The following is a 19,417-nucleotide window of genomic DNA, read 5'->3' on the forward strand; positions in this document are numbered from 1 at the left end:
ATGCTTCTGTTACACAAATGCAAAATTGGGTGTTTATGTAACAGGCGTTTTACAAAAGTATTCCTAGTTCGTAACAGATGTGCATTTGGGGTTGCAATTTCCCCTTGATTTTAAACTAATGATAATATATATTATGTAAACTAGGAATTGTCGGGAATTGTCAAGTATTAGATGCAACAAATTTCAAAATAAGTTTTCTCACCCCTCGCAAACGCCCATATAAAGGCATTTGCGATTTTTTACATTTATATAACAATTTACTTTGGTGAAGAAAACTTGGGTGCAACATGGCTACTTAACCTTTAATATTTTTGCTGATAACTTGGTTTCTTTCAAATTATGATTATACCGAAAGCTAAATTTATTTTCAATTCAGCACAAATAAACCTAGCTTTTTCTAGGTTTTTAACAGATTATCCTTATTTGTTAATCATCTGAAGGCTTCTAAAATTTCAATACTCGGACAAGTGTCCATCAATCATGCATTTTATGTCTTAGAATGCGTTTGACAAGCGTTGCTTTTTATTAAGTTCACGTACATACTTTCTAAACATTCTCATTGGACTTTGACCGTTAGAAAATACATGTGTCAGAGGTTTATCGTTAATTTCTTCAGTAACTTCATCTACACGTTCCTGAGAAACTTTATTGAATGATGTACCTTTAGGAAAATACCAAGGTGCACGTAGGTTTCGATTTGTGCGTTCATTAGTGCCGCGCTCATATGGTGCGTAGGAATTTGCTATGTATAGTGAACCGAATTTATTCAAAATAAAGCCTGTTACTAAGCTATTAATAAATTCATGGCCATTGTCACAAGTAATCGACTTAATGTATTTGCCGTACCGTTCGTTAACTGATTCTAAAGCTGCCAGAATGTCTGTAGCTTGTTTAGACTTAGCTTTAACTGCTACCTGGAAACGGCTTTTACGTTCAACGAGGGTAATGAGGAGGGACTTACCCCCACCTTTTCTCCCCTCTACTCCGTCCATTTCCCAGTGACCGAACTCAGTTCTATTATTAATTATGTCGGGCCTATCATTAATGCTGAATAACTCGGCCAATTTAGTTTTTTTGTTTTTCTCACGTTGACTTTTATACATATTTTTAACAATGCTCCGCTTAAATCGTTTACCTTGCATTGGTAAGTCATGATACGTTACATTCGGGATTTTTTTTCGATTAATCCACGTGTAAATAATGGTTGAATTGGAGAATAACTTTGGGTGTCTTGCGACTACTGCACCTGGTGTATAGTGTCGTTGGTGAATTTCTCTTTGTAATACCTTAGTTTTATAGCTATTCAGAGAACTATGTCGGCCAGCACGTCTAACATGCTTATCTACAATATATTGGCCCTCACGGGCTGTATACATGAACTTTAAGAACCTTGTGGGCGTTTTTTCATTAGGGTTACCAGTGGTTGCTCTCCTAATCTCACGCGTGAGTGTAGAGCGGTCCTTGTCTACTTTTTCGGCAATATAAGCTAGTGTACGATCCTCTTTAAGCAATGTTTCAATCTTAATCCGGTCTTCAAAGGTAAGTTGTTGTTTAGATTTTGACATAAGAATTGTGGCCAGTCTTTCTATGTTATATTTGATGCATCAATGTTCAGTAATGCACAATTATATAATTTAGTCTATCAATCTAGGTGATTGCAACCATGACATAAAAAAAGCCAATTACTCAAAAGTAATTGGCTTTGGGTTTATCCCAAAAAATAAATGATTATTCTTTTATCACCATGATCGAAAACAAAGCCAACTTTTTCTTCAGTGGCAACATTCGTTGACAGCTCAACTTCTTGTTCAAAGGGTAATACTATGACTTCTCGATTTTTATCATTAGGCCATTCTATCATTAGTGTTTTGGCACGTTGATCAGTCTTTGTAATCACAACACTCCTTACTGTCTCTTTGTTCCGCTCAACTGTATTCGAGAAATGTGTACCATCATGAAGCTGTAAATCTTTAACTTTCACCATGTTTTTTTGCATGTTCACCCCGCCTAAACTCATAAGATAAATTCATTATATACTCACCTTCAGACAATTAGTATTTTGGATTTCTTACAAATCAGAGCGAATGTGACAGTGTGCACATAATACGTTAAAATAAAAAGAAAAACCCACGTGCAGTCCCTTACTTTGACGAGCTAGGAACACGTGAGTTATCTCATTCGAACGGTTTAATTATATAATAAATTAGTTTCATTTTAAACAGCTAACACGTTTCACCAGAGAGACAAAGATAATTTTTGTTCTCATACTCCTTTAATTCAAATATTGTCTATATTCTATCAAAAGACCAGCAAACATAAATGTAATTAAATACGCAAGCGCAAAAACAACAGTCAATGACCAGTTATTATATATTGCGTATGCTCCTAAGATAGTAGCCGGCGTAAATATGACACATGCTAGAGTTGCCTGGCTTTTAAACTTCTTAATCGTGGCTTCTTTCTTGATATTCATTTCCCAATACCTCATTGATCTTTGCCTTTTTAAGCCTTGCTTGGGGCATATTATGTATGGTGACATCTTTTGGTCACCTTTTTTATTTGGCTGCCTTAGAAGCTAACTTCTTGTGTTAAGTGAAAATAGTCGTCCAAAGTAAAATACTTCAGCTTGTCAGCATAGCTAGTAATCTTACTTAAATTAAATACGTGTTCTAAAAATGAGTGCAATCTCGATAAGTGTTCAGTGTCAATATATTCTAAAAGCGGATTGTTTAAAAAACGATATTCACGCAAAAAATATACATAATTTTCACATAAGAGCCTATCAATTAATCGTGGTATATCTGCTTCATTAATTGATAGGTTTTTATAATGCTCAAGTTGTTTGTCAAACCATGAATCATGCAATTTTTGAATTTCCTCAAACACAATTGTATTTTTAAATTGAATTTTCATTTAAATAGCTCCTTTCATAAACTACTGCTTATTACCCTTCTATCAAGACAAAAGAGTCATTTAACAAAGCTAAGAGGGTCACCAGTCTAGTGTCTGATTCAGAGGCACTAATACCTTCTTCTTTCCACCAAGAGCGGATAACTTCAGGCATAGCTTTTATTTGTTTAATATCGAGATAATTATTAGGTCCCATCTGCTCAACCCACTGCTTAACTTCTTTAGCCAATTCTTGTGGCAACGTATAATAAAGATTCATAATTTCTACCCCCTCTTAGTTTTCTTTTTCGAAAATTTCGACACCTTCAAACCAGAATGTTAATGCAATAAGCCTGTTGTTTTTTTCATGATTGTCTGTAGGTTCGTCCTCCCACCATTTACGAATTAATGCAGGCATCAAGGTCATAAAGTTTTCGTCCATAATTGTTGAATAACTCATGTTGTATGCCCACTCATATAACTTTTCAAAAAATGCGCTACTTACTTTGTATTTTTCCATCTTAAATTTGGCCTCTTACTCTTTTAATTCAAATTATCTTTAGACAAGGTGCGTACTTCATTGACGATCTCGATGTTAGTAACTAAAAATTCTATACTTTCCTCAAATGAATCATCTAGAATAAAGTACCCTGATAGTTTTACCCTTTGACTCAATAACTTTCGATAAAAATCAAGATTTTTATCTGGTTTTCGAATTTTAAATTTTTGGAATGAACGAACTCCGGAACTATTGTCCGTATAATCCAAAATTAGGTTAACTAGTGTTGTACTTAAACTAGTGCTTATCTGTTCAATGATTCTTACTTCTTCAATTTTGCTAATGACTTCAAATGAATTACAAACCATAATTGGCTCCTTGTAAATTTCAAAACTTTTTTGCTTTTTGCAGTAGCTATACATTAATTCAAAGGTTGAAAGGCATAAGGACCGTTTTTAATGTACCTACTTTCGTCTATTTCTTTTGTAGTGACTAATTGAAATAATTCGATATTGTTTCCTGCTCTCATTACTTGCCAATATGAATAAGTTCCTTTTTCAACTAAATTTTTGAACATCATACTAATATAGATTTGGTCTTGTTGTTCACTCATGACGATTGGCTGTTCGTGCCATTCATTCGAGGTGTCTACACGTTGCTTATCCCATTCATTCCACTCCATCAGTGTTCGAAGATCTTCTGTAAAATCATTTTCTGGCAGTGTTCCAAATGCTAAATTTCCAATCTTGAAGTGTTCAGTGAACTCTTTATATATATATGTTTCCTTCAACTCTTGTTTTGGGTGAAATTCAGCTAATGTTCTAAATGTCTTTTGACGATTAATTAAGTTGTATCTTTTCATTATTAATGTCCTGTCAATATTTATTCCCAAGGAAGATTTTGTCATGATAGCTTTGAAGAGTTTCCAACACTAGAATTATTTATGGAACTCATTGAATCAAGCCAAGTTTTATCTAATTATTTTGATATGGTTCCCACGGAAATAATCCCGTATCTAAAAAAACTTCAAGAGAACTAATTGAACTTAGTTCTCTGGTGCGGCCATGTGATAATTGAAGTAATACTCCTAGTTCGAATATTATTTCGCTTGCTGTTCTTCTTGATAGAAAATCTGATTCCACATCAGTAAAAATCCATTTTGAACTGTTATATGCTTCAGATATTAAACGTTTTTCTACATCGTGTACAATTGGATTATTAGTTTTTAAATTACGTGCATTAATTAAAGGCTCTAGATTAAAATCCTTCATTGTATTTAATGCATAGCTGTAAAATTTTGTATTTTTGAACTTTTTTTTTAATATCACACTTGCTACCTCCTAGAAATTCATTATATTCGTAGGAACTTTTTACTAAGGTTATTAGCAGCCACTAGCTGTTCTTTATTTGCCTTCTTCTGTCGTTTGTATATTCAATTTATCTTTAGACAAGGTTTGTACTTCAATTTTTACCTCTGAAAAGAAATCTATTATTTGATGTGCAAGATTGTTAATTTCATTGTTCTCAGTCGTCATAATTTGCCAATCACTACCACTAAAATCTTTGGCCAACCAAATATTTTGCGTTAACATTACTGATTTAATTTTTTCAGTGCCATTATCAGGGTAACTAAGGTGATTTAAGCGCCGGTCAAAGGAATAATCTTCTGCTATATTGAAATCTGCCACATAGTATTTGTCGTCAACTACTAGAACCGTTTTAATCTGTTGCATGGTCTTAATTTGTGCCATTAGTTGTTACCTCACAAATCCTTGTTTCTTGTGTTACTTCTAATACCTTAGCTTTTGGAAAAGCAGCTTTTAATTCATCAATCCATAGCTCGTTATAGCGCTCAGTCAATAAGTCTTTCGCCTCATTAAGGTCATTAGTTATAACAAAATCTCTTGGTTCAGCAACGTTATTCGGATAATTAACCGCGTATTCTGGACGACCAGCTGCCACAGACCATCTAAAGTCGTCCCCAATTGTTTGTAAATAAATACCTGGCCAAAGCTCTAAAACTTTAAATTTTTCTACCATTGTCCATACCCCTAATCTTTTTGAAAGGTTTTTATTAAATCAAGAATCAACCTTATTCATATTTTTCGATAATGTTTATTTTTGTTGCAATTAGTGCTGCCTTTTCATCTTCAATTGAAAATTGCCCGCCGACGAGTAATGACTCAACTTCCACAGTTGATCCAACTAACTCTGATAGTGGTCTATCTAAGTCTATGAGGGTTTCGTCATGCGGGTTTATTTGGATTACAAACGTCTCTAATAGTGTGTAATCGGTCATAATCTCAATCGTTGGATAAGACAGACGCTTAATTACATTGGTATCTTCGTTATAATCTACTACCAACCCTTTTATAACAGACGTAGGTAGTATGAAGTCTGAAATTTGAACTTGTGCTTTTGAGTCAATAAGATTAAGTTCACTTGATGACCGTTGTAACTTTGAAAGTTCAGTAATTTTTTGCCATATAGTATCTTTAATCATTGTTATTACTTCTTATCCACATTTATCCACATTTATTTTTTTGTAATTATGAAATCAATCAGTATTAGGATCATTAACGTCTATGAGAAACTCCTCTGCAAATAAGCATTCCATTCAGCCTACTCAAAAAGAAATTATTGAGCAAATTGAACATTAATCGTTGCAGATACGTCTTTGAAATTTCCTTCGCGAAAATTACTTTTTAAGCCTTCTTCATAAAGTTTAATTTCCTCTTTACTGAATTTTTCGGCTTCCCATAAACTTGTTGTAAGCTTCACTTCATTTATGGTCGGCTTTCCATTTCTAAAGTACCACTGTTGATTGCCAGGCTCTCTGATATAGGGGCTATTAGCGTTATTTCCAATGCCTGATTCAATTACGAAAGCATCTTGCTCCTTTAGGTACCAGCCTTCTGTAATCTCAAATACTGTAAATTTGCTATCCATTTTTGTTTGTTTAGTCATATCTGCCTCTCAATATACGCGACTTTTAGCTGTTTTTTATTTGCCTTTTAACGCCTTGCTTGGGGCATATTATGTATGGTGACCTCTCTTTGTTCACCTTTTTTATTTGGCTGGCTTAGAAGCTGGCAAAGAGCTTCTGGAAGAACTCAGCAATTGGATTTGTGGTCCCTATGGAAAGTGGTTCTTCAATTTAACTGGGCAATTTAAAAGCCCTAGTCGCTACCTTTATGTGCCAAATTGGTTTAACGACCGTCAAGCAGATCCTGCCATTCAAAACTAAAATTACTCCACTCGTTAAATTCTCCAAGGAGTTGTATTAAATTTATGAATTCACGTGCATTTTTCTCCGAAAAATCATCGCTATTTTCATTTGGATACTTATTGAACCAATATCTACTCCAAGCAAACTCAGAATGGATTGTTTCAATAAAAAATTCTGCTATATCATTTTGTGTAATTAAAGCATTCGGATAGTTTTCAGTATAGTTAGGTATTAATTTAGTCATTCTTTTCAAAAAAAACTCAATTTTTTTGTTCATTATTCGGAAACCTCATTATTTTTCAGCAATGGCTGCTTTTTATTTGCCTTTTAACGCCTTGCTTAGGGCATGTTATGTATGGTGACCTCTTTTGGTCACCTTTTTTATTTGGCTCTTAGAAGCTGGCGAAAAGCTTCTGGAAGAGCTTTGCAATTGGGTTTGTGGTCCCTGTTGTAGGTAAATCCTTTGCTGGTGCTGGTTGTTCGGCTGCTGGTGTTGAATTAGAAACCTCATTTGAATCAAAGGTCTTATCATTAACGGAAAGTTCATACGTATTATTGAACGTGACCCCGTCCTTATTCGCGGTACCATAGATATCAACCGTTAAGACCTTAAATGCCTTAGTTTTGTCGGCATTAATTAGCTTTAGGTATTCATCAGTTGCCGTTGCGGTAAATTCACCGTCCTTGTATTCAATCTTAAGGTAGTTTGATACGTCCTTACCGTTCTCATCAAAGGCTTTAGCAGACTTGTACTCAAAGCCGTCTGGTAGTTTGTCTTTCCAAATCAGGCTCGTAATATCTTCACGGTTTGCTGGTAGAGCAGTTTTAACCGCTAAGGGGTAACTAAGCTCGTCACCATTCTTGACCTGCTTACCATTGATAGTTGCGTCCGTATCACCTTTAACTTCACCAGCTTCAACGTCCTTAGTCACCTCAGGTACTTCAACTAACTCGGTTTTTTGATAATCAATATCTGGCTTAGTAATTTCTGCTGGCGGATTTAACACCGTTACATCTAATTCTTCCCCAAACAATGGCGTAATCATATGGCGTTGTTTGTCACCATAACCATTTGACTTAGTTGAACCTGAATTATAAACGTGAATGGTATTATACGAACCGTATTCAACCGCCATAACCGAATCCTTATTTGAATCAGTGTTATCACCACTTTGCTTACGAACTAAATCATACTTATCAACGTTCAAACCATTATCAACAACGGCGATACCGTTTTGTTGAGCCTTTGAAAGGTCAACGTTTTGAATGAAGCCACTCACCGGCTCATCAATATCGCTCAAAAATAGGCCGTGCCAAATCTTAACTGGGTTGCCTTTGTCATCAATAAACTGATATTTGATGTTGGCGTCATCAAGAGAATCTACAATGATCTTACCTGAACGCGCATTATTATCCTGGTTAGGCTCATGTGGTGCTACCAAGAAGGATTGGTCACTGCTCAATTTCATATTAACGTTAGTGCCATCTTGCAAAGTACCAACATTAGTTAATACCACTGAGCCGCCATTATCATAAACTGAACCATCGTACATTGACCCCGTTTTACCCTGTTCTTGGGTCATCTGTGTGTTGTCGTTCCAGCGTAAAATTGTCCCCTTCTTAAGGTACTGGTGTTCAGCAACCGCTGCGGACAAATTCTTACTAGCAACAATCGTTAGTTTTGAATTACGTACGTCATCACGACTACCCGTTAACATGTAACGCCAGTCACCATTCTTAGATACACCCCCCTCTGTATTCAAACCTGAATCATTGGCGTTATCCTGATTAGGAATTGCGCTATTACCCTTGTCGTAAGCAGCCTTATCCTTGTCATATTGGGCTTTATCAGCCTTATACTTAGCTACTTTTTCACGAATACTTTTAGCCTGGGCTGCATTATCAGCGGCAACCTTTTTCTGCGTTTCGTCAGCGTCTTTTTCCGTGACGGTTTGATACTTAGTTGCCTTTTCTGTAACTTTCAAACCAGCGTCTTGGGCCTCTTTCGCAGCGGCCTTTAAGTCATCGTTACCAACGTTGATACTGATACCGTTATCGCCCTTTTTGGCGGTTGTATCAGTATCTTTATTAGTAGTGTCCTCAGCGAAGATACGGCTAGCGCTCAAACCAGTTCCAGCCAAGATTAGCGCGGTTGAAAACAAAACTACCGTTTTTTGTGACCCAACTTGCAAAGCATTAATAATCTGCGCTGCTTTACTATCTTTATTCATTACTCAATTCCTACCCTCTTAAAATATTTGTGGGAACAGTGACTTTTCAAAATCACTTGCATCATACTTATTCACTTGCTCAATTAAATGGGCCGTCATTACAATCCGCTTTTCTGGATTATTAGTCCAAGTCCCATCTTCATTACATGTCACCAACGTTATTACTGATTGGTTTTTAGCCACGTCGTCACTCGCCACGCCACCACCATTACGATAAGAAATCACCTTACGACCAGATAAGCTATCTGACTCCTTATTGAATTGGTAAACATAGATATTACGACCATCGGTTAGATAAGCTTTCGGTTGGACGTTGACGTTAATGCCATTTTGCATTGGGGAAAACATTAACTTACCGCCACCGTAGCCGACGTTGTGAGCTGCAATTGCGTAGTTATGGTCTTTGGCACCCATAACTTGGTTTGGTTTCAGTGTGCCAGCCCCATAAGCTAGAACCTTATTACTTACCCCTTCATTAATTTGCAGGGTCTGAATTGGTGTCGAGACACCGGCTTGCCTAGGTACGCTAATATAGCCATCAAAGCTTAGCTTTTCTGGTAAACTGCGATACTTTTGCAAGCTCTGGGCGTCTGGAATATCCGCATTTTGGTCAAAAGAAATGTCTTTATTCGCAAACTTATTCGCTGCGGTCGCAACTTTTGGACTTTGTTTGGCGTCTACTTTTTGATTTATGGACACCTGTGCCTCAATTTGATGGACGTTCCAGGCTTCATACCCTTTATAGGCACCAAGCACGATAAGAAAGCCAACAGCCAAAGCGCCTGTACCAATCGCTAATCTCTTAAACCACTTTTTTCGTTTTTTGAGTGGATTGCGGTGCTTTAGGGGTTTCTTGTTGTTTGGTTTAGGCGTGTTATTATCTACTACATGAAATGACATACCATACCTACTTTCCTACCTGTGCTTGGCCAATTGCCATCCACAAATCAGAACTATGTTCAGGATTGGCAGTCGCTAACTGTTTAGCACCGGTCACATTACCTGAAGCAATTAATAACTTACCAACCGCAAGTACGCGGGCGTTTGTACCAAGGTCCTTGTTATCAAAGCTTTGGTAATAGACCTTTAAGGAATTATTAGCTACATCTTGGTCTAAAGCTGCATAACTAGTAGTATCGGTTGCATTCGATGTAGTGGTAGCCGTTGAACTCTGACTTTGAGTCTTTGCGGTGTCCTTTTTAGAACTCTGCAAGACCAATTGTTGTTCCTTCTTCGAGTAGCTTTCCTTAGCGGCTTTCGCTTCAGAGGCGGCTGTATCTGCTTTAGCTTCAACAGTCTGTACTTGATATGCCCCGAGGCCAATACCACCAAGCGCTAAAATAATACCGGCACTAGTTAACATGCCTTTAACAAATCCATGTTTTAAATTTGCTTGTCCGTTATCTCTTGGAGCTAGGGCAGCAACTAATTCTCGATGTTGTTCCGTATCTCGACCTGCTGCAATTGAATCTGTTAAATCTTTGATTTTGGCATTTGCCTGCTCTAATTCGGTAGTCTTAAGTGTGAGCTCACGATTAAATTCCTCGCTAGTCTGCATTTTTTTAGATAAATCAGCTTGTAATTGAGTAGATAAGATTTTTTCTTGAGTTAATTGAGCCTCTAACTTATCAGTATCTTTTGCCGTGTTTGTGGCTTTAATACTTTCAGTTTGAAGCTGAACAGCTTTTAGATGCTCTTCTGAGTAGCCACTTTCTAACTCTGTTATTTGACTAGAGAAAGACTCAAACATATCTGACAAGGCAGCAAGATTTTGCTGGTTCATGTTGTATGACTCTTGTTCAATCATGTGATTGATTTTTTTTTGATGTTCCTTGGCGAGTTGGGACAACTGTAAATCAATATCAGCTTTAATTGATGCAATGCCAGCCGTTGTCGTCTCATTAATGGCCTTTTTCTCATCGTTCAATAACTTAAGTTCAAGCGCCTCTTTATCTACTGCAAACTTAGAATTAATCGTTTCAATTTCTCTTTGATGCCGTTCCTCTTCAGCCTTGAGTTTGGCATCTCGAGATTTTTCTAAACTACTGTTTTCTTTTGCACTTTGCTCCATAAATTCTGCATGAATTTTTGATCGAGTTTTAGTTATAAAGTCTTCTTGCCAAGAAGAGTTCAAGATGGCTTGTTGACGTTCATAAAAATTATCATCTTCCGCTTTAATTGCATTCGAAAGCTTCAGCTTAGTTGCTTCTAGTAGCTGGTCGGCAGTTGTTTGTAAAAATTCATTTGCATCGACCTTGTCATAGAATAATTTAGCCTCAACATAATTTTCGGCTTCAGCTACAATATTTTTTGGCATTGACTCGCTAGCTAAATTAAACTGTGGAGCAACCAGTTTTACATGGTTCAATTGCGATTCTGTAGTTAAATCCACTTTAGGTTTTGGTGTAACAGTATCCTTAGAAGAGGTATCGTCATTTGTTAACCCCTCACCACCCAAGACGGTTGTTTGCACTGGCGCATCTAAATGTACAACTCCATTGTTCTGGAATTGTGGTTTGCTACCAGAATTATCTGTTTCATTATTAGATTCGTCTTCACCAAATGAAAAGAAATTGTCATTACCATTGTCGGTATCTTCACTCGGTTCAACTGGTTGTCCTTCAGAAGGGCTAGTTGTTGATTCCAATGGTTCATTGTCACTCTGATCTGAACTGACTAATCTTCTTGGCAGAATCAATAAATCGGTGTCATTTGACAAGGCTTCATCATATTGCTTTTCCGTCGGCAATATTGGCATATCATCTGCTGATAAATCGGTTAATTCTTGGCTAAATGAGATTAGTTGAAACAATGATTGACTGATTAAGCTGTAGGTTGCATGTTCATCTAATCGGGTCTCACGATCATTCAATGTTGACGAAACAGTACTAACAACAAAATTTTTGAAGTCATAATCAAGTTTGACATTGTCCCACGCTAGACCAGTTGAAATTACTCCCTGATCAGAGTCGTCGTACATAAACTCAATTGATTCCATTTCAACTATGTGATTTTGCAAGACCAAATCATTTTTAAGTGTGGCTAGAAACGTTGTTAACTCCTGCAAGGTCGCCATTGGCCAATGCTCTTCTAAATCTAAAGCTGTCTCAATAGCATTTTTTATAGTGTAGTTATCAATATCCAGTGAGCCTGGTTTGATAACTGCATAGTATGGATCTTCTAAGGTTGTCGGGTGACGCTTGAACATATCGCGGAACATATATTTCTTCTCCTAAAAATTTAAATTAACAACAAACTGTTTAGAATGGATAGGTCACTCCAATACCACCGCCTGCATTAGAAAAAAGGTTATACACCCAAGTTACTAGTACACCAGTCAGAAGTACTCCTCCAATAGAAAACGCGGCATACATAATTCGTTTCTTTCCCTTATCTATCCCTTCACGACTTCCGGTTGCATGATAGGCCCACCCGATAGCTAATGAAACTACTCCAATTACTAAAGCAATGATGGAAATTAAGGTGGTTGCGTCTGTACCAGCTTTTTTTGCTGAATCTTCGAGTGAAGCATCAGCAACCCCTGACGTTATTAGTTGAGTCATAGCCATTAACCCAAAACCTGTTACGGTTTGAACTAATCCCTTGACCCGAGATATCTTAGCAATACTAAATTTCATAGTATTTGCCTCCTTATTTTTTGATTGTTACCTTAGTAACACCCACAAAATAACAAATAAAAAAAGCGTGACAAAAAAGTCCGCTTTTTTTTTGGCATTTACACTGCCATTATTTTGTTTGTTTTAAAAATAAGAATGAATTTAACCCTTAATACACTGATTTTTTAATTGCTTTTCGTTGAACAACACCACTATTCATGTTGTATTTATACTTTTTCAAAAATAAATAATCATTTGGGTCAACTTGTCTGAAAGCAACATATAATTCATCGAGTTTTAACATTGTCAACAGCTTATGCGCTTGGGCTTTGAAAAAGTTGATTGAATTTTCAAGTTTCAAATAAATGCCAGTGTTTTTGGAATTATAACTATGGGGACGATCTAACTTTAATAATCCAACTTCCTGAGAGATTAAGTACTTAGTGACATCAGCACCACGAACATTAGTTTTGGTGAGTTCATCATAATTTGCGGAAATATAGTTTCTAACAAACAGTTGATCTACATCGTAAAAATGTGGAATGTGTTTTTGTCCAACTTCTTCCCAAAGAATTACTGTTCCAGGAATAAAGTAAATAACACTTTTTTTACCACCAGTGAAATTTCTCGTAATTGGATAGAATCCAGAATAATTAATTTGGAAACTTAGTAATTTACTAGCCAATACTACACTATAAAATAGTACTAACAGACCAATTGATACGTTAATCACGGTATAGAAACCATTTAAGCTAGCCAAATTAACATCGATAATGCTATGCGGATTGCCACCTAATAGCTTAATGGTGACCAAAATAACATAAAAACCAGCCGTAAATCTACAAAGATCAATAAGCACGGCATAGAACCACGAGATTATCCATTCAAATAAAAATTTGAACCATGAAGTAGCGAATCCTGAATGCTTAAAAAGCAAAATCACATTTGCTACTAAGCGTTCTTTTGAACTTCCTGTGGATACTTGCCATTTCATCTTGTTAATATGCTCTAAAATATTCATGTTCATTATATATACCTGATTCCTTGTTTTATTTTAAAAAAGTGTACTGTCAGCTGATAAATTAAACTGTCCTACAATTTGCACATTCGTAATTTTTTTCTTACTGGCATCGTAATCGATGCTATAAATCATTTGAACTGAACGTTTATCATTGTCGCCAGTCTGAACTGCGTACTTATCAATGACTGACCCAGAAACTTTGTTCCCATCTAAACTATTTGGAATAAACTCAACGTTTTCTGATGTGCTGGTCAAATTCAACTGGGCAACTTGATGGTAATTATCAGGGGCAAATAGTTTTGAATCCTTATAAACATTTTCAGCGCTAATATCTTTTACTTGAAAAGTACGGTTGTTATAAGAAGCTTGGTCTTTATACGTATGCAAAACAGTGAAGAATGTGGTTACTGCTTCTTCGGCTGAATTTTGTACGGGCGTTGCGGCAACCTGGGCTTTAACTAGACTAGTTTTATTAACTTTATTTTGATTTTTAATTATATTCACGCGACTTTGCTTATTCACGCCACAAACAATAAAGACAATACTTACAATCAGCATCAGACCAATCGTACCCGTGAATATCATGTTCTTTGGGCTTTTAGATGTTTTCATCTGCCTTAGCCTCCTGAATATCGCCTAATTGTAATGATGTTATAACTAGATTATGTTTATCATCATAATCAATTACCATGTACACAGTCTTATCAACCACTGCTGAAGTAGCTTCAGTGTTTTGTTCTGAAGTTCCCTCCTGACCACTACTAATTTGTCTTTGGTTGACTTTAATGTCTCCAAACAAAACCGTTTTTGCTGAACCATTAGTATGCTTTAAAGTTAAATCATAGTCGCCAAGTTTGTTAGAAAATCCACCGACTCCATTAAAAGTTGCCACCAATGTTTCATAGCAATTTTCTGTCCCATATTTTAGGTGTCCAGTATTACTTGTTGTGCTTTGCTTCTCCATATCGTTAAACGATTGATTAAAAAATTGATTAACAATATCTTGATAAACGCTTGGATCTTGCCAATATTTATTTTTTTGCATTTCATCGTTTGATTTAGCGTTTTTCAGGTCTTCAAACGAAGTTATTTTCGTTGAATTTAAAGTCTCCTTCATATTTTTGTTTGTAGTTAATTGCTTTTTCAGATCACTCTGTTCTTTTTGTGAAGTCTCTTGCTGAGTCACATAGTCTGCTGAAGCTGAACAATAGTAAACAACAGACAGACCCAAAATTAAAATTGATAAGAAACTAAGTAGAATATACTTTTTATTTTTTAGTGACTGGCCCATTGTTAACTCCTTTACCCTTTTGAAGACTCAAAAATTCTCTTAGCATTCTTTTGTTTGTTCCCCAATACCTTGATATTTCTTTTCCATTTTTCAACCAAACAAACGTTGGTGCATTCGTAATTTGATATTTTTGGATAATTTCTTTTGAATTATCATTCATCGCATCTACAACTACTAGATTCACTTTATTGTTGAGTTTATTTTCGATACCAGCAAAAGTTTTTGCAACGGCAGCACAATCTTTACAACCTGTTTTGTGAACTACTAATAACGTTGGCTTGGTTGAATGTTGCTGGTCACGAGTTAGTGCTTTAAGTGGATCAATTGTGTCAGAATAAGCATTTTGTGGTGTTAAATACGTAAATAAATATACTGATGCTAAACAAGCAACGAGTATTCCTAATGAAATATACTTTTTGGTCATTAATTGCCTACTTTCCTGAATTAGCACCTTGCGTTGTATCAAAGGGGCCTGCTGGAACGACGACTCCGTTATTTTGAACTGCTTGCGCTGGTATATTCTTTAAATATTCCGCGGGACTTATTAAGCCAGCCGTTCTTGGTGCCCAGCCATAAAGATTCATCTTATTCACTGCAAAATGAACATGAATTCCGGTTACTTTACCTGTTTCACCTTCATGACTAATATGTTGACCAGCCTTTACTTTGTCTCCGACATTTACGACAATTTTGTCTTGTGAAGGGGCATGCCCATAATAGGTATATGTCCCGCTATCGTCTTTAATCACAACATAGTTACCACTAATCGCATCATACGTCTTAACCACGACTGTCCCATCTGATACAGCGTAGACGTTGCTTTCTTCTCCGTCATTGGAATGTTTTACGGTCTGAAAATCTACTCCATAATGATCTCCACCGGTCTCACCATTGTAATCAGGATAGCCGCCGGTAATATTGTATTGCCCTTGGATAGGTAAACCACTTGCTGTACCTGTACCACCATCACAACTAGTTGAATCCGTACTGCTTGAGTTGTCGGCGTCTGAATTACCGGTATGAATATTGCCACCATAATTTAAATCAAATACTTCTTTGATTTCTTTGGCCGTTGCAGTGGTCTTGGAAACCTTCCTTTGTGGATCACTTACGGATAGGCCTTCAAAATTTACGTCCCATGCTTCGAGTGATTTGTCCAAATCCGCATCTTTCATTTCATTAAGGGTTTTAATATGACTAGTTCTTAACTCCCGTTCTGCTAAAGCTACCTGCGCCTCCACAGTCGCTTCTGTATTTCCAAAACGGTTACCGTTAATTCCACCAGCCCCCCACTGCCAAATCCCCTTCACAGCGCCACTAGGATTTTCTGCTGATGGATTAAAATTACTTTCCCTTAATCCAATTGCCAAAGCCGCAGCGACATTAACACCGCTCATTCCTAAATCGTTTTTAAATGAATCAGCAGCTTTCTGCATTCCTTTGTGCGTAACCGAGTTCTTATCTTTCCAATTCCCATCAAAAGTAGTTCCCCCCGCAATACTAGTATCAGAATTTGTGAAGCAACTCTCCTGACCTTGGCTTGCAATCATTACAAGTGTAAGAATGAATATTGCTAAACCAAGCAAGACACTAATAGGAATGAGCCATTTCGCTAGTTTTTTTAACTTCTTCAAAGCTTGCGACATGGTTGTTTCCTGACTTTGGACATTTTGTTGTTCTTCTTCCATTTGAATCACCGATTAAATATCATCATGATCAGCACCAAAACTATGAAAATCAAAATAGCAATTAATAGGTACGTATAAAGCTTTGGATTAATAACAGACTTATACTTAGCTGTTTCTTCAGCCGTTTCGTTAAACTTTGCTTGTAAATCAGCTTGCGCTTGTTTACGAATATCAGAAGGCTTCTGAAAATTTTTTAATTCAGGACTCGCTAGTCCTGCAACGATTTTCTTCATTGCCCCTGGCTTTTTGAGAGCTTTTGCTTCAGTATTTGGTGCCTGCTTCTTAGTTGAGCTTGGGCTACCAGGTGTTTTGTTGGGGTTTGTTTTAAAGCTCATTACAAACCTCCCTTAAATAATTGTTCTTCTTCAGCTGTTAATGCCATAGTCATAAAGGTTGCTTGTGTTCCCACTAAATTTAGTAACAATTGACCTTGATCTAAATCATTAATAGCGTTTAATTGTGAATCAGTAACGTCATTTGGTGAGTAGACTTGGCGTAACCGTGAGGTATCTTCTCTTGAAGACCTGAAAACGGCATGAGTACCAAAACGACCAAAGAAACTTGTAGTAGCACGCGAAGCCGCAGAATCTTGCATAACCCCTTTCGGAATTACGTTCGTTAAGCCTGGGAAATTCACAAAAGTTCCAAAGAAATTTTTAGCTTGTTGGGCCATCATATTATCCCCAAAGGTTATGCCCATTGGGTGTGAAGCATTAAAAATTTCATCAGCCTCATCTTGAATCCACCAGAAATATTTCGGCATCGGACCCACACCCGAGCGAATACTTTCAGCTGTGAAATCCTTTCCTAATCGACTACGTTGCTTAGAACCATTCATTGTGACGTAAGCACTCATCAGAGACAAAATATTAAAGTATTGCGCGTTAAAAATGGTCTTACCTAACGCAGAAATACCTCGTGTATTCAAACGTACAACTTGCTCGTAACGTAAATCCGGCACAGTAGTAATCGAATTAACCATAGTGCCGTAGCTTTGTACCAAGCCGTCAAAGATTTGCTTAATATTTTCTAACCGTTCAATCTCTGATGGAGTTAGGTTTTGCGAATCCATTAAACAACTCGATAAATAGTTAATAAAATCTTCCATAATCGGATAGTCTTTATTTTTAAGGCCAAGAACTTTAAGCTCTTCCGGGTGTTGTTCAGGCGCTCGTGACCACATACGTAACTTAATATAAAAATCAATCAGTCTTGAACCCAAAGTACTAAGTTCGTGCGTATCCGCAGTAGGTTTAATCGTATGATAATAGGTTTTAATTTTATCTATGTGTGCATGAAACGAACCAATCACATCAACTTTGCCGTTATTCAGTAAAACCGTCGCAAAGACTTGCAAAATATTGATGTTATTCGAGGTTCCGTCCATAGTAAGGTGAACTCCGTGCATCGAGTCTACCAAGCCATCGTACTCATCAATCTTGTCAAAAATCCAAAGAGTGTCCCCGCGTGCCCATAAAGCGCGAGCATTCTTTTTTGTCCATGTGGATTTTCCAGAACGCGTCATACCAACAACTAGGTTATAAGGCACAATTCGGTGCTGACCGTCATTAAAACTTGGATCAAAAATCATTTCTCCGTCTTGTAGACTTGTCCCCATAAATGCTCCCCGTGGATCATTTAAAAAGGTGTAATTAAACGGATACGTACCTGCCAGGGCATAAGCTTTCATTGGAAAGCCTTTGTCAGACATGCCAGCGTGTTCAACTTTCATGGCTGGCGTAAATATTTGTGAGTATTGTGTTGCCATTTCACCTGAATAAACTTTCATTCGATAACCTGAAAGTTTTCGTTTGATAATCGTAATTCGCTCTTTAAGCTTAGGCAGACTCACGTCCATAACCATTAAGCGAACATAAAGCCGTTTATATGTGGCGTTTGAATTAACGACGGCATCTAAATCAGCCAGATTGGTTTGATAATCTTTACTAGCCGCAAGTTTTGCACCATCATCTTTCCACTTATCATTGACGATCCCTTCCGCTGATGAAGCCGCTCTTTTCAGAGCTTGTTCAACTTTCATGCGGTCTTCTGTTCCAATCTTTAGTACTGAAATGGTGTTTGATTGACCCAGCAATTCACGAAACCAAGCTTGCCCCTGTGCATTTTTGGGGTAATCATACACAGATAAAATCGTCGCATACCCATCTCCATACTGAATAAAGTCAGAGTGGAAAACTATAGGTGCTCCATTTTCTGTGGCTTTAAGGAAATCTAAGTCAAAGCCTCTTGCTTCTAATTTATTCCTTGTAGAATTTCTCATTCGTCTACGCCTCCTGCTTCAATATTTTCCGTTGGATTATTCAATTGTCGTAAAAGCATCATGATTCGTTCATATTTCATTGGCGTTGGTGACAATGAATTAGCTGCTTCTTGCATAAAGCGTTCCCGCTTTTCCAAAACTGAAGAAATCGAATTGCCATGAACAACGGCTGTGTAGTCCTGGTGGGTAATTTGTTCACCCACATTGATTGCAATTTGAATTTGTTCAGTTGCAAACTGACGACGAGCCAGTGCTTGATCATAAAGACGTTGATCCTGAATTTGTGCAAGTTCTTGGTCAATACGATTTTGCAGATCTAACCAGGCAAGTTTTTGCTCGGTAGTATCAGCAGGTAGTTGACTGATAATAACGTCCCAATCGTCTAAATAAACATTTAAGAAACGATGATACTGTGCAATAACTTCCGCTGCCCCTTCTGTCCCTTCAGAGTTAATAAAATCTAGATCACGACCTGGAATATTCAGAAATGTGATAAAACCTAAATCGTTATTTAGTTCAACGACGTTCTCACGATCACGGTAAATTTTTTTGTAGGCAATAAATTGTGTGAGCTCAAATTTTTCTCGAGTATTAACTGCCAACTTAATTTGATTAAACAGTTCCGAAGTTACTTTTGCTTTTTTCTTACTGTCTTTAGTCCTAAAAGCCAA

Annotated in this window: 26 protein-coding genes; all 26 read right to left on the reverse strand. The window is 36.9% G+C overall.

Annotated features, from left to right (window positions below):
* Positions 1 to 494: 494 nt before the first annotated feature.
* On the reverse strand, positions 495 to 1,565 hold the full coding sequence (locus tag TT13_RS07960) for an IS30 family transposase (RefSeq protein ID WP_052348595.1): 1,071 nt from the start codon (positions 1,563 to 1,565) through the stop codon (positions 495 to 497).
* A 143-nt stretch (positions 1,566 to 1,708) separates the two neighbouring features.
* Complete coding sequence (locus TT13_RS07965; protein ID WP_190279648.1) at positions 1,709 to 1,984, reverse strand: hypothetical protein; 276 nt, start codon at positions 1,982 to 1,984, stop codon at positions 1,709 to 1,711.
* Between the two features lie 288 nt (positions 1,985 to 2,272).
* A complete protein-coding gene (locus tag TT13_RS07970; protein WP_027699106.1) occupies positions 2,273 to 2,473 on the reverse strand; it encodes a hypothetical protein in 201 nt (66 codons plus the stop codon).
* Positions 2,474 to 2,568: 95 nt separating this feature from the next.
* A complete protein-coding gene (locus tag TT13_RS07975) occupies positions 2,569 to 2,913 on the reverse strand; it encodes a hypothetical protein (RefSeq protein WP_027699491.1) in 345 nt (114 codons plus the stop codon).
* A 31-nt stretch (positions 2,914 to 2,944) separates the two neighbouring features.
* Entirely contained in the window at positions 2,945 to 3,169 is a 225-nt protein-coding gene (locus TT13_RS07980) for a hypothetical protein (RefSeq protein WP_027699492.1), read from the reverse strand.
* Positions 3,170 to 3,184: 15 nt separating this feature from the next.
* Positions 3,185 to 3,409: a hypothetical protein gene (locus TT13_RS07985; RefSeq protein WP_027699493.1), complete on the reverse strand. Its 225-nt coding sequence runs from the start codon at positions 3,407 to 3,409 to the stop codon at positions 3,185 to 3,187.
* Between the two features lie 23 nt (positions 3,410 to 3,432).
* Complete coding sequence (locus TT13_RS07990; protein WP_027699494.1) at positions 3,433 to 3,756, reverse strand: hypothetical protein; 324 nt, start codon at positions 3,754 to 3,756, stop codon at positions 3,433 to 3,435.
* Positions 3,757 to 3,809: 53 nt separating this feature from the next.
* Positions 3,810 to 4,250 (reverse strand): hypothetical protein, encoded by a 441-nt coding sequence (locus TT13_RS07995; protein ID WP_027699495.1) that lies wholly within the window; start codon positions 4,248 to 4,250, stop codon positions 3,810 to 3,812.
* A 112-nt stretch (positions 4,251 to 4,362) separates the two neighbouring features.
* Positions 4,363 to 4,716, reverse strand: coding sequence for a hypothetical protein (locus TT13_RS08000; protein ID WP_027699496.1), 354 nt, complete (start codon positions 4,714 to 4,716; stop codon positions 4,363 to 4,365).
* A 75-nt stretch (positions 4,717 to 4,791) separates the two neighbouring features.
* Positions 4,792 to 5,139, reverse strand: a complete 348-nt coding sequence (locus TT13_RS08005; RefSeq protein WP_027699497.1) for a hypothetical protein — start codon at positions 5,137 to 5,139, stop codon at positions 4,792 to 4,794.
* Positions 5,126 to 5,428: a hypothetical protein gene (locus tag TT13_RS08010; RefSeq protein ID WP_027699498.1), complete on the reverse strand. Its 303-nt coding sequence runs from the start codon at positions 5,426 to 5,428 to the stop codon at positions 5,126 to 5,128. The genes TT13_RS08005 and TT13_RS08010 overlap by 14 nt, the downstream gene beginning before the upstream one ends.
* 52 nt (positions 5,429 to 5,480) lie before the next feature.
* Positions 5,481 to 5,891 carry a hypothetical protein gene (locus TT13_RS08015; protein WP_027699499.1) on the reverse strand — a complete coding sequence of 137 codons (411 nt, stop codon included), beginning with the start codon at positions 5,889 to 5,891 and terminating at the stop codon, positions 5,481 to 5,483.
* Between the two features lie 134 nt (positions 5,892 to 6,025).
* Positions 6,026 to 6,355 carry a hypothetical protein gene (locus tag TT13_RS08020; protein WP_027699500.1) on the reverse strand — a complete coding sequence of 110 codons (330 nt, stop codon included), beginning with the start codon at positions 6,353 to 6,355 and terminating at the stop codon, positions 6,026 to 6,028.
* A 242-nt stretch (positions 6,356 to 6,597) separates the two neighbouring features.
* Positions 6,598 to 6,894 carry a hypothetical protein gene (locus TT13_RS08025; protein WP_027699501.1) on the reverse strand — a complete coding sequence of 99 codons (297 nt, stop codon included), beginning with the start codon at positions 6,892 to 6,894 and terminating at the stop codon, positions 6,598 to 6,600.
* A gap of 115 nt (positions 6,895 to 7,009) precedes the next feature.
* Positions 7,010 to 8,848, reverse strand: coding sequence for an isopeptide-forming domain-containing fimbrial protein (locus TT13_RS08030; protein ID WP_027699502.1), 1,839 nt, complete (start codon positions 8,846 to 8,848; stop codon positions 7,010 to 7,012).
* 18 nt (positions 8,849 to 8,866) lie between these two features.
* The gene (locus tag TT13_RS08035) at positions 8,867 to 9,748 is read right to left on the reverse strand and encodes a sortase domain-containing protein (RefSeq protein WP_052348596.1); all 882 of its coding nucleotides are present in this window, start codon (positions 9,746 to 9,748) and stop codon (positions 8,867 to 8,869) included.
* Between the two features lie 7 nt (positions 9,749 to 9,755).
* Positions 9,756 to 12,068: a hypothetical protein gene (locus TT13_RS08040; protein ID WP_027699503.1), complete on the reverse strand. Its 2,313-nt coding sequence runs from the start codon at positions 12,066 to 12,068 to the stop codon at positions 9,756 to 9,758.
* Between the two features lie 40 nt (positions 12,069 to 12,108).
* Positions 12,109 to 12,486 carry a hypothetical protein gene (locus TT13_RS08045; protein WP_027699504.1) on the reverse strand — a complete coding sequence of 126 codons (378 nt, stop codon included), beginning with the start codon at positions 12,484 to 12,486 and terminating at the stop codon, positions 12,109 to 12,111.
* 148 nt (positions 12,487 to 12,634) lie between these two features.
* On the reverse strand, positions 12,635 to 13,492 hold the full coding sequence (locus TT13_RS08050; protein ID WP_027699505.1) for a hypothetical protein: 858 nt from the start codon (positions 13,490 to 13,492) through the stop codon (positions 12,635 to 12,637).
* Positions 13,493 to 13,519: 27 nt separating this feature from the next.
* Positions 13,520 to 14,098 (reverse strand): hypothetical protein, encoded by a 579-nt coding sequence (locus TT13_RS08055; RefSeq protein WP_027699506.1) that lies wholly within the window; start codon positions 14,096 to 14,098, stop codon positions 13,520 to 13,522.
* Positions 14,085 to 14,777, reverse strand: coding sequence for a hypothetical protein (locus TT13_RS08060; protein ID WP_027699507.1), 693 nt, complete (start codon positions 14,775 to 14,777; stop codon positions 14,085 to 14,087). Before TT13_RS08060 ends, TT13_RS08055 begins: the two co-directional genes overlap by 14 nt.
* A complete protein-coding gene (locus TT13_RS08065) occupies positions 14,755 to 15,201 on the reverse strand; it encodes a thioredoxin family protein (protein WP_027699508.1) in 447 nt (148 codons plus the stop codon). Before TT13_RS08065 ends, TT13_RS08060 begins: the two co-directional genes overlap by 23 nt.
* Before the next feature lie 7 nt (positions 15,202 to 15,208).
* Entirely contained in the window at positions 15,209 to 16,465 is a 1,257-nt protein-coding gene (locus TT13_RS08070) for a phage tail tip lysozyme (RefSeq protein ID WP_242868530.1), read from the reverse strand.
* A gap of 5 nt (positions 16,466 to 16,470) precedes the next feature.
* Positions 16,471 to 16,800, reverse strand: a complete 330-nt coding sequence (locus TT13_RS08075; protein ID WP_027699510.1) for a hypothetical protein — start codon at positions 16,798 to 16,800, stop codon at positions 16,471 to 16,473.
* Positions 16,800 to 18,746, reverse strand: a complete 1,947-nt coding sequence (locus TT13_RS08080; protein WP_027699511.1) for a hypothetical protein — start codon at positions 18,744 to 18,746, stop codon at positions 16,800 to 16,802. Before TT13_RS08080 ends, TT13_RS08075 begins: the two co-directional genes overlap by 1 nt.
* Positions 18,743 to 19,417: a hypothetical protein gene (locus tag TT13_RS08085; protein WP_052348597.1), complete on the reverse strand. Its 675-nt coding sequence runs from the start codon at positions 19,415 to 19,417 to the stop codon at positions 18,743 to 18,745. The genes TT13_RS08080 and TT13_RS08085 overlap by 4 nt, the downstream gene beginning before the upstream one ends.

Origin of the sequence: Weissella oryzae SG25, assembly GCF_000691805.2 — a bacterium.
Lineage (GTDB): Bacteria > Bacillota > Bacilli > Lactobacillales > Lactobacillaceae > Weissella > Weissella oryzae.

Excerpts from the sequence above, each read along its gene's own strand:
- TT13_RS07960 (WP_052348595.1), bottom strand. The coding sequence starts at position 1,565 with ATGTCAAAATCTAAACAACAACTTACCTTTGAAGACCGGATTAAGATT.
- TT13_RS07965 (WP_190279648.1), bottom strand. The coding sequence starts at position 1,984 with ATGGTGAAAGTTAAAGATTTACAGCTTCATGATGGTACACATTTCTCG.
- TT13_RS07970 (WP_027699106.1), bottom strand. The coding sequence starts at position 2,473 with ATGAATATCAAGAAAGAAGCCACGATTAAGAAGTTTAAAAGCCAGGCA.
- TT13_RS07975 (WP_027699491.1), bottom strand. The coding sequence starts at position 2,913 with ATGAAAATTCAATTTAAAAATACAATTGTGTTTGAGGAAATTCAAAAA.
- TT13_RS07980 (WP_027699492.1), bottom strand. The coding sequence starts at position 3,169 with ATGAATCTTTATTATACGTTGCCACAAGAATTGGCTAAAGAAGTTAAG.
- TT13_RS07985 (WP_027699493.1), bottom strand. The coding sequence starts at position 3,409 with ATGGAAAAATACAAAGTAAGTAGCGCATTTTTTGAAAAGTTATATGAG.
- TT13_RS07990 (WP_027699494.1), bottom strand. The coding sequence starts at position 3,756 with ATGGTTTGTAATTCATTTGAAGTCATTAGCAAAATTGAAGAAGTAAGA.
- TT13_RS07995 (WP_027699495.1), bottom strand. The coding sequence starts at position 4,250 with ATGAAAAGATACAACTTAATTAATCGTCAAAAGACATTTAGAACATTA.
- TT13_RS08005 (WP_027699497.1), bottom strand. The coding sequence starts at position 5,139 with ATGGCACAAATTAAGACCATGCAACAGATTAAAACGGTTCTAGTAGTT.
- TT13_RS08010 (WP_027699498.1), bottom strand. The coding sequence starts at position 5,428 with ATGGTAGAAAAATTTAAAGTTTTAGAGCTTTGGCCAGGTATTTATTTA.
- TT13_RS08015 (WP_027699499.1), bottom strand. The coding sequence starts at position 5,891 with ATGATTAAAGATACTATATGGCAAAAAATTACTGAACTTTCAAAGTTA.
- TT13_RS08020 (WP_027699500.1), bottom strand. The coding sequence starts at position 6,355 with ATGACTAAACAAACAAAAATGGATAGCAAATTTACAGTATTTGAGATT.
- TT13_RS08025 (WP_027699501.1), bottom strand. The coding sequence starts at position 6,894 with ATGAACAAAAAAATTGAGTTTTTTTTGAAAAGAATGACTAAATTAATA.
- TT13_RS08030 (WP_027699502.1), bottom strand. The coding sequence starts at position 8,848 with ATGAATAAAGATAGTAAAGCAGCGCAGATTATTAATGCTTTGCAAGTT.
- TT13_RS08035 (WP_052348596.1), bottom strand. The coding sequence starts at position 9,748 with ATGTCATTTCATGTAGTAGATAATAACACGCCTAAACCAAACAACAAG.
- TT13_RS08040 (WP_027699503.1), bottom strand. The coding sequence starts at position 12,068 with ATGTTCCGCGATATGTTCAAGCGTCACCCGACAACCTTAGAAGATCCA.
- TT13_RS08045 (WP_027699504.1), bottom strand. The coding sequence starts at position 12,486 with ATGAAATTTAGTATTGCTAAGATATCTCGGGTCAAGGGATTAGTTCAA.
- TT13_RS08050 (WP_027699505.1), bottom strand. The coding sequence starts at position 13,492 with ATGAACATGAATATTTTAGAGCATATTAACAAGATGAAATGGCAAGTA.
- TT13_RS08055 (WP_027699506.1), bottom strand. The coding sequence starts at position 14,098 with ATGAAAACATCTAAAAGCCCAAAGAACATGATATTCACGGGTACGATT.
- TT13_RS08060 (WP_027699507.1), bottom strand. The coding sequence starts at position 14,777 with ATGGGCCAGTCACTAAAAAATAAAAAGTATATTCTACTTAGTTTCTTA.
- TT13_RS08065 (WP_027699508.1), bottom strand. The coding sequence starts at position 15,201 with ATGACCAAAAAGTATATTTCATTAGGAATACTCGTTGCTTGTTTAGCA.
- TT13_RS08070 (WP_242868530.1), bottom strand. The coding sequence starts at position 16,465 with ATGGAAGAAGAACAACAAAATGTCCAAAGTCAGGAAACAACCATGTCG.
- TT13_RS08075 (WP_027699510.1), bottom strand. The coding sequence starts at position 16,800 with ATGAGCTTTAAAACAAACCCCAACAAAACACCTGGTAGCCCAAGCTCA.
- TT13_RS08080 (WP_027699511.1), bottom strand. The coding sequence starts at position 18,746 with ATGAGAAATTCTACAAGGAATAAATTAGAAGCAAGAGGCTTTGACTTA.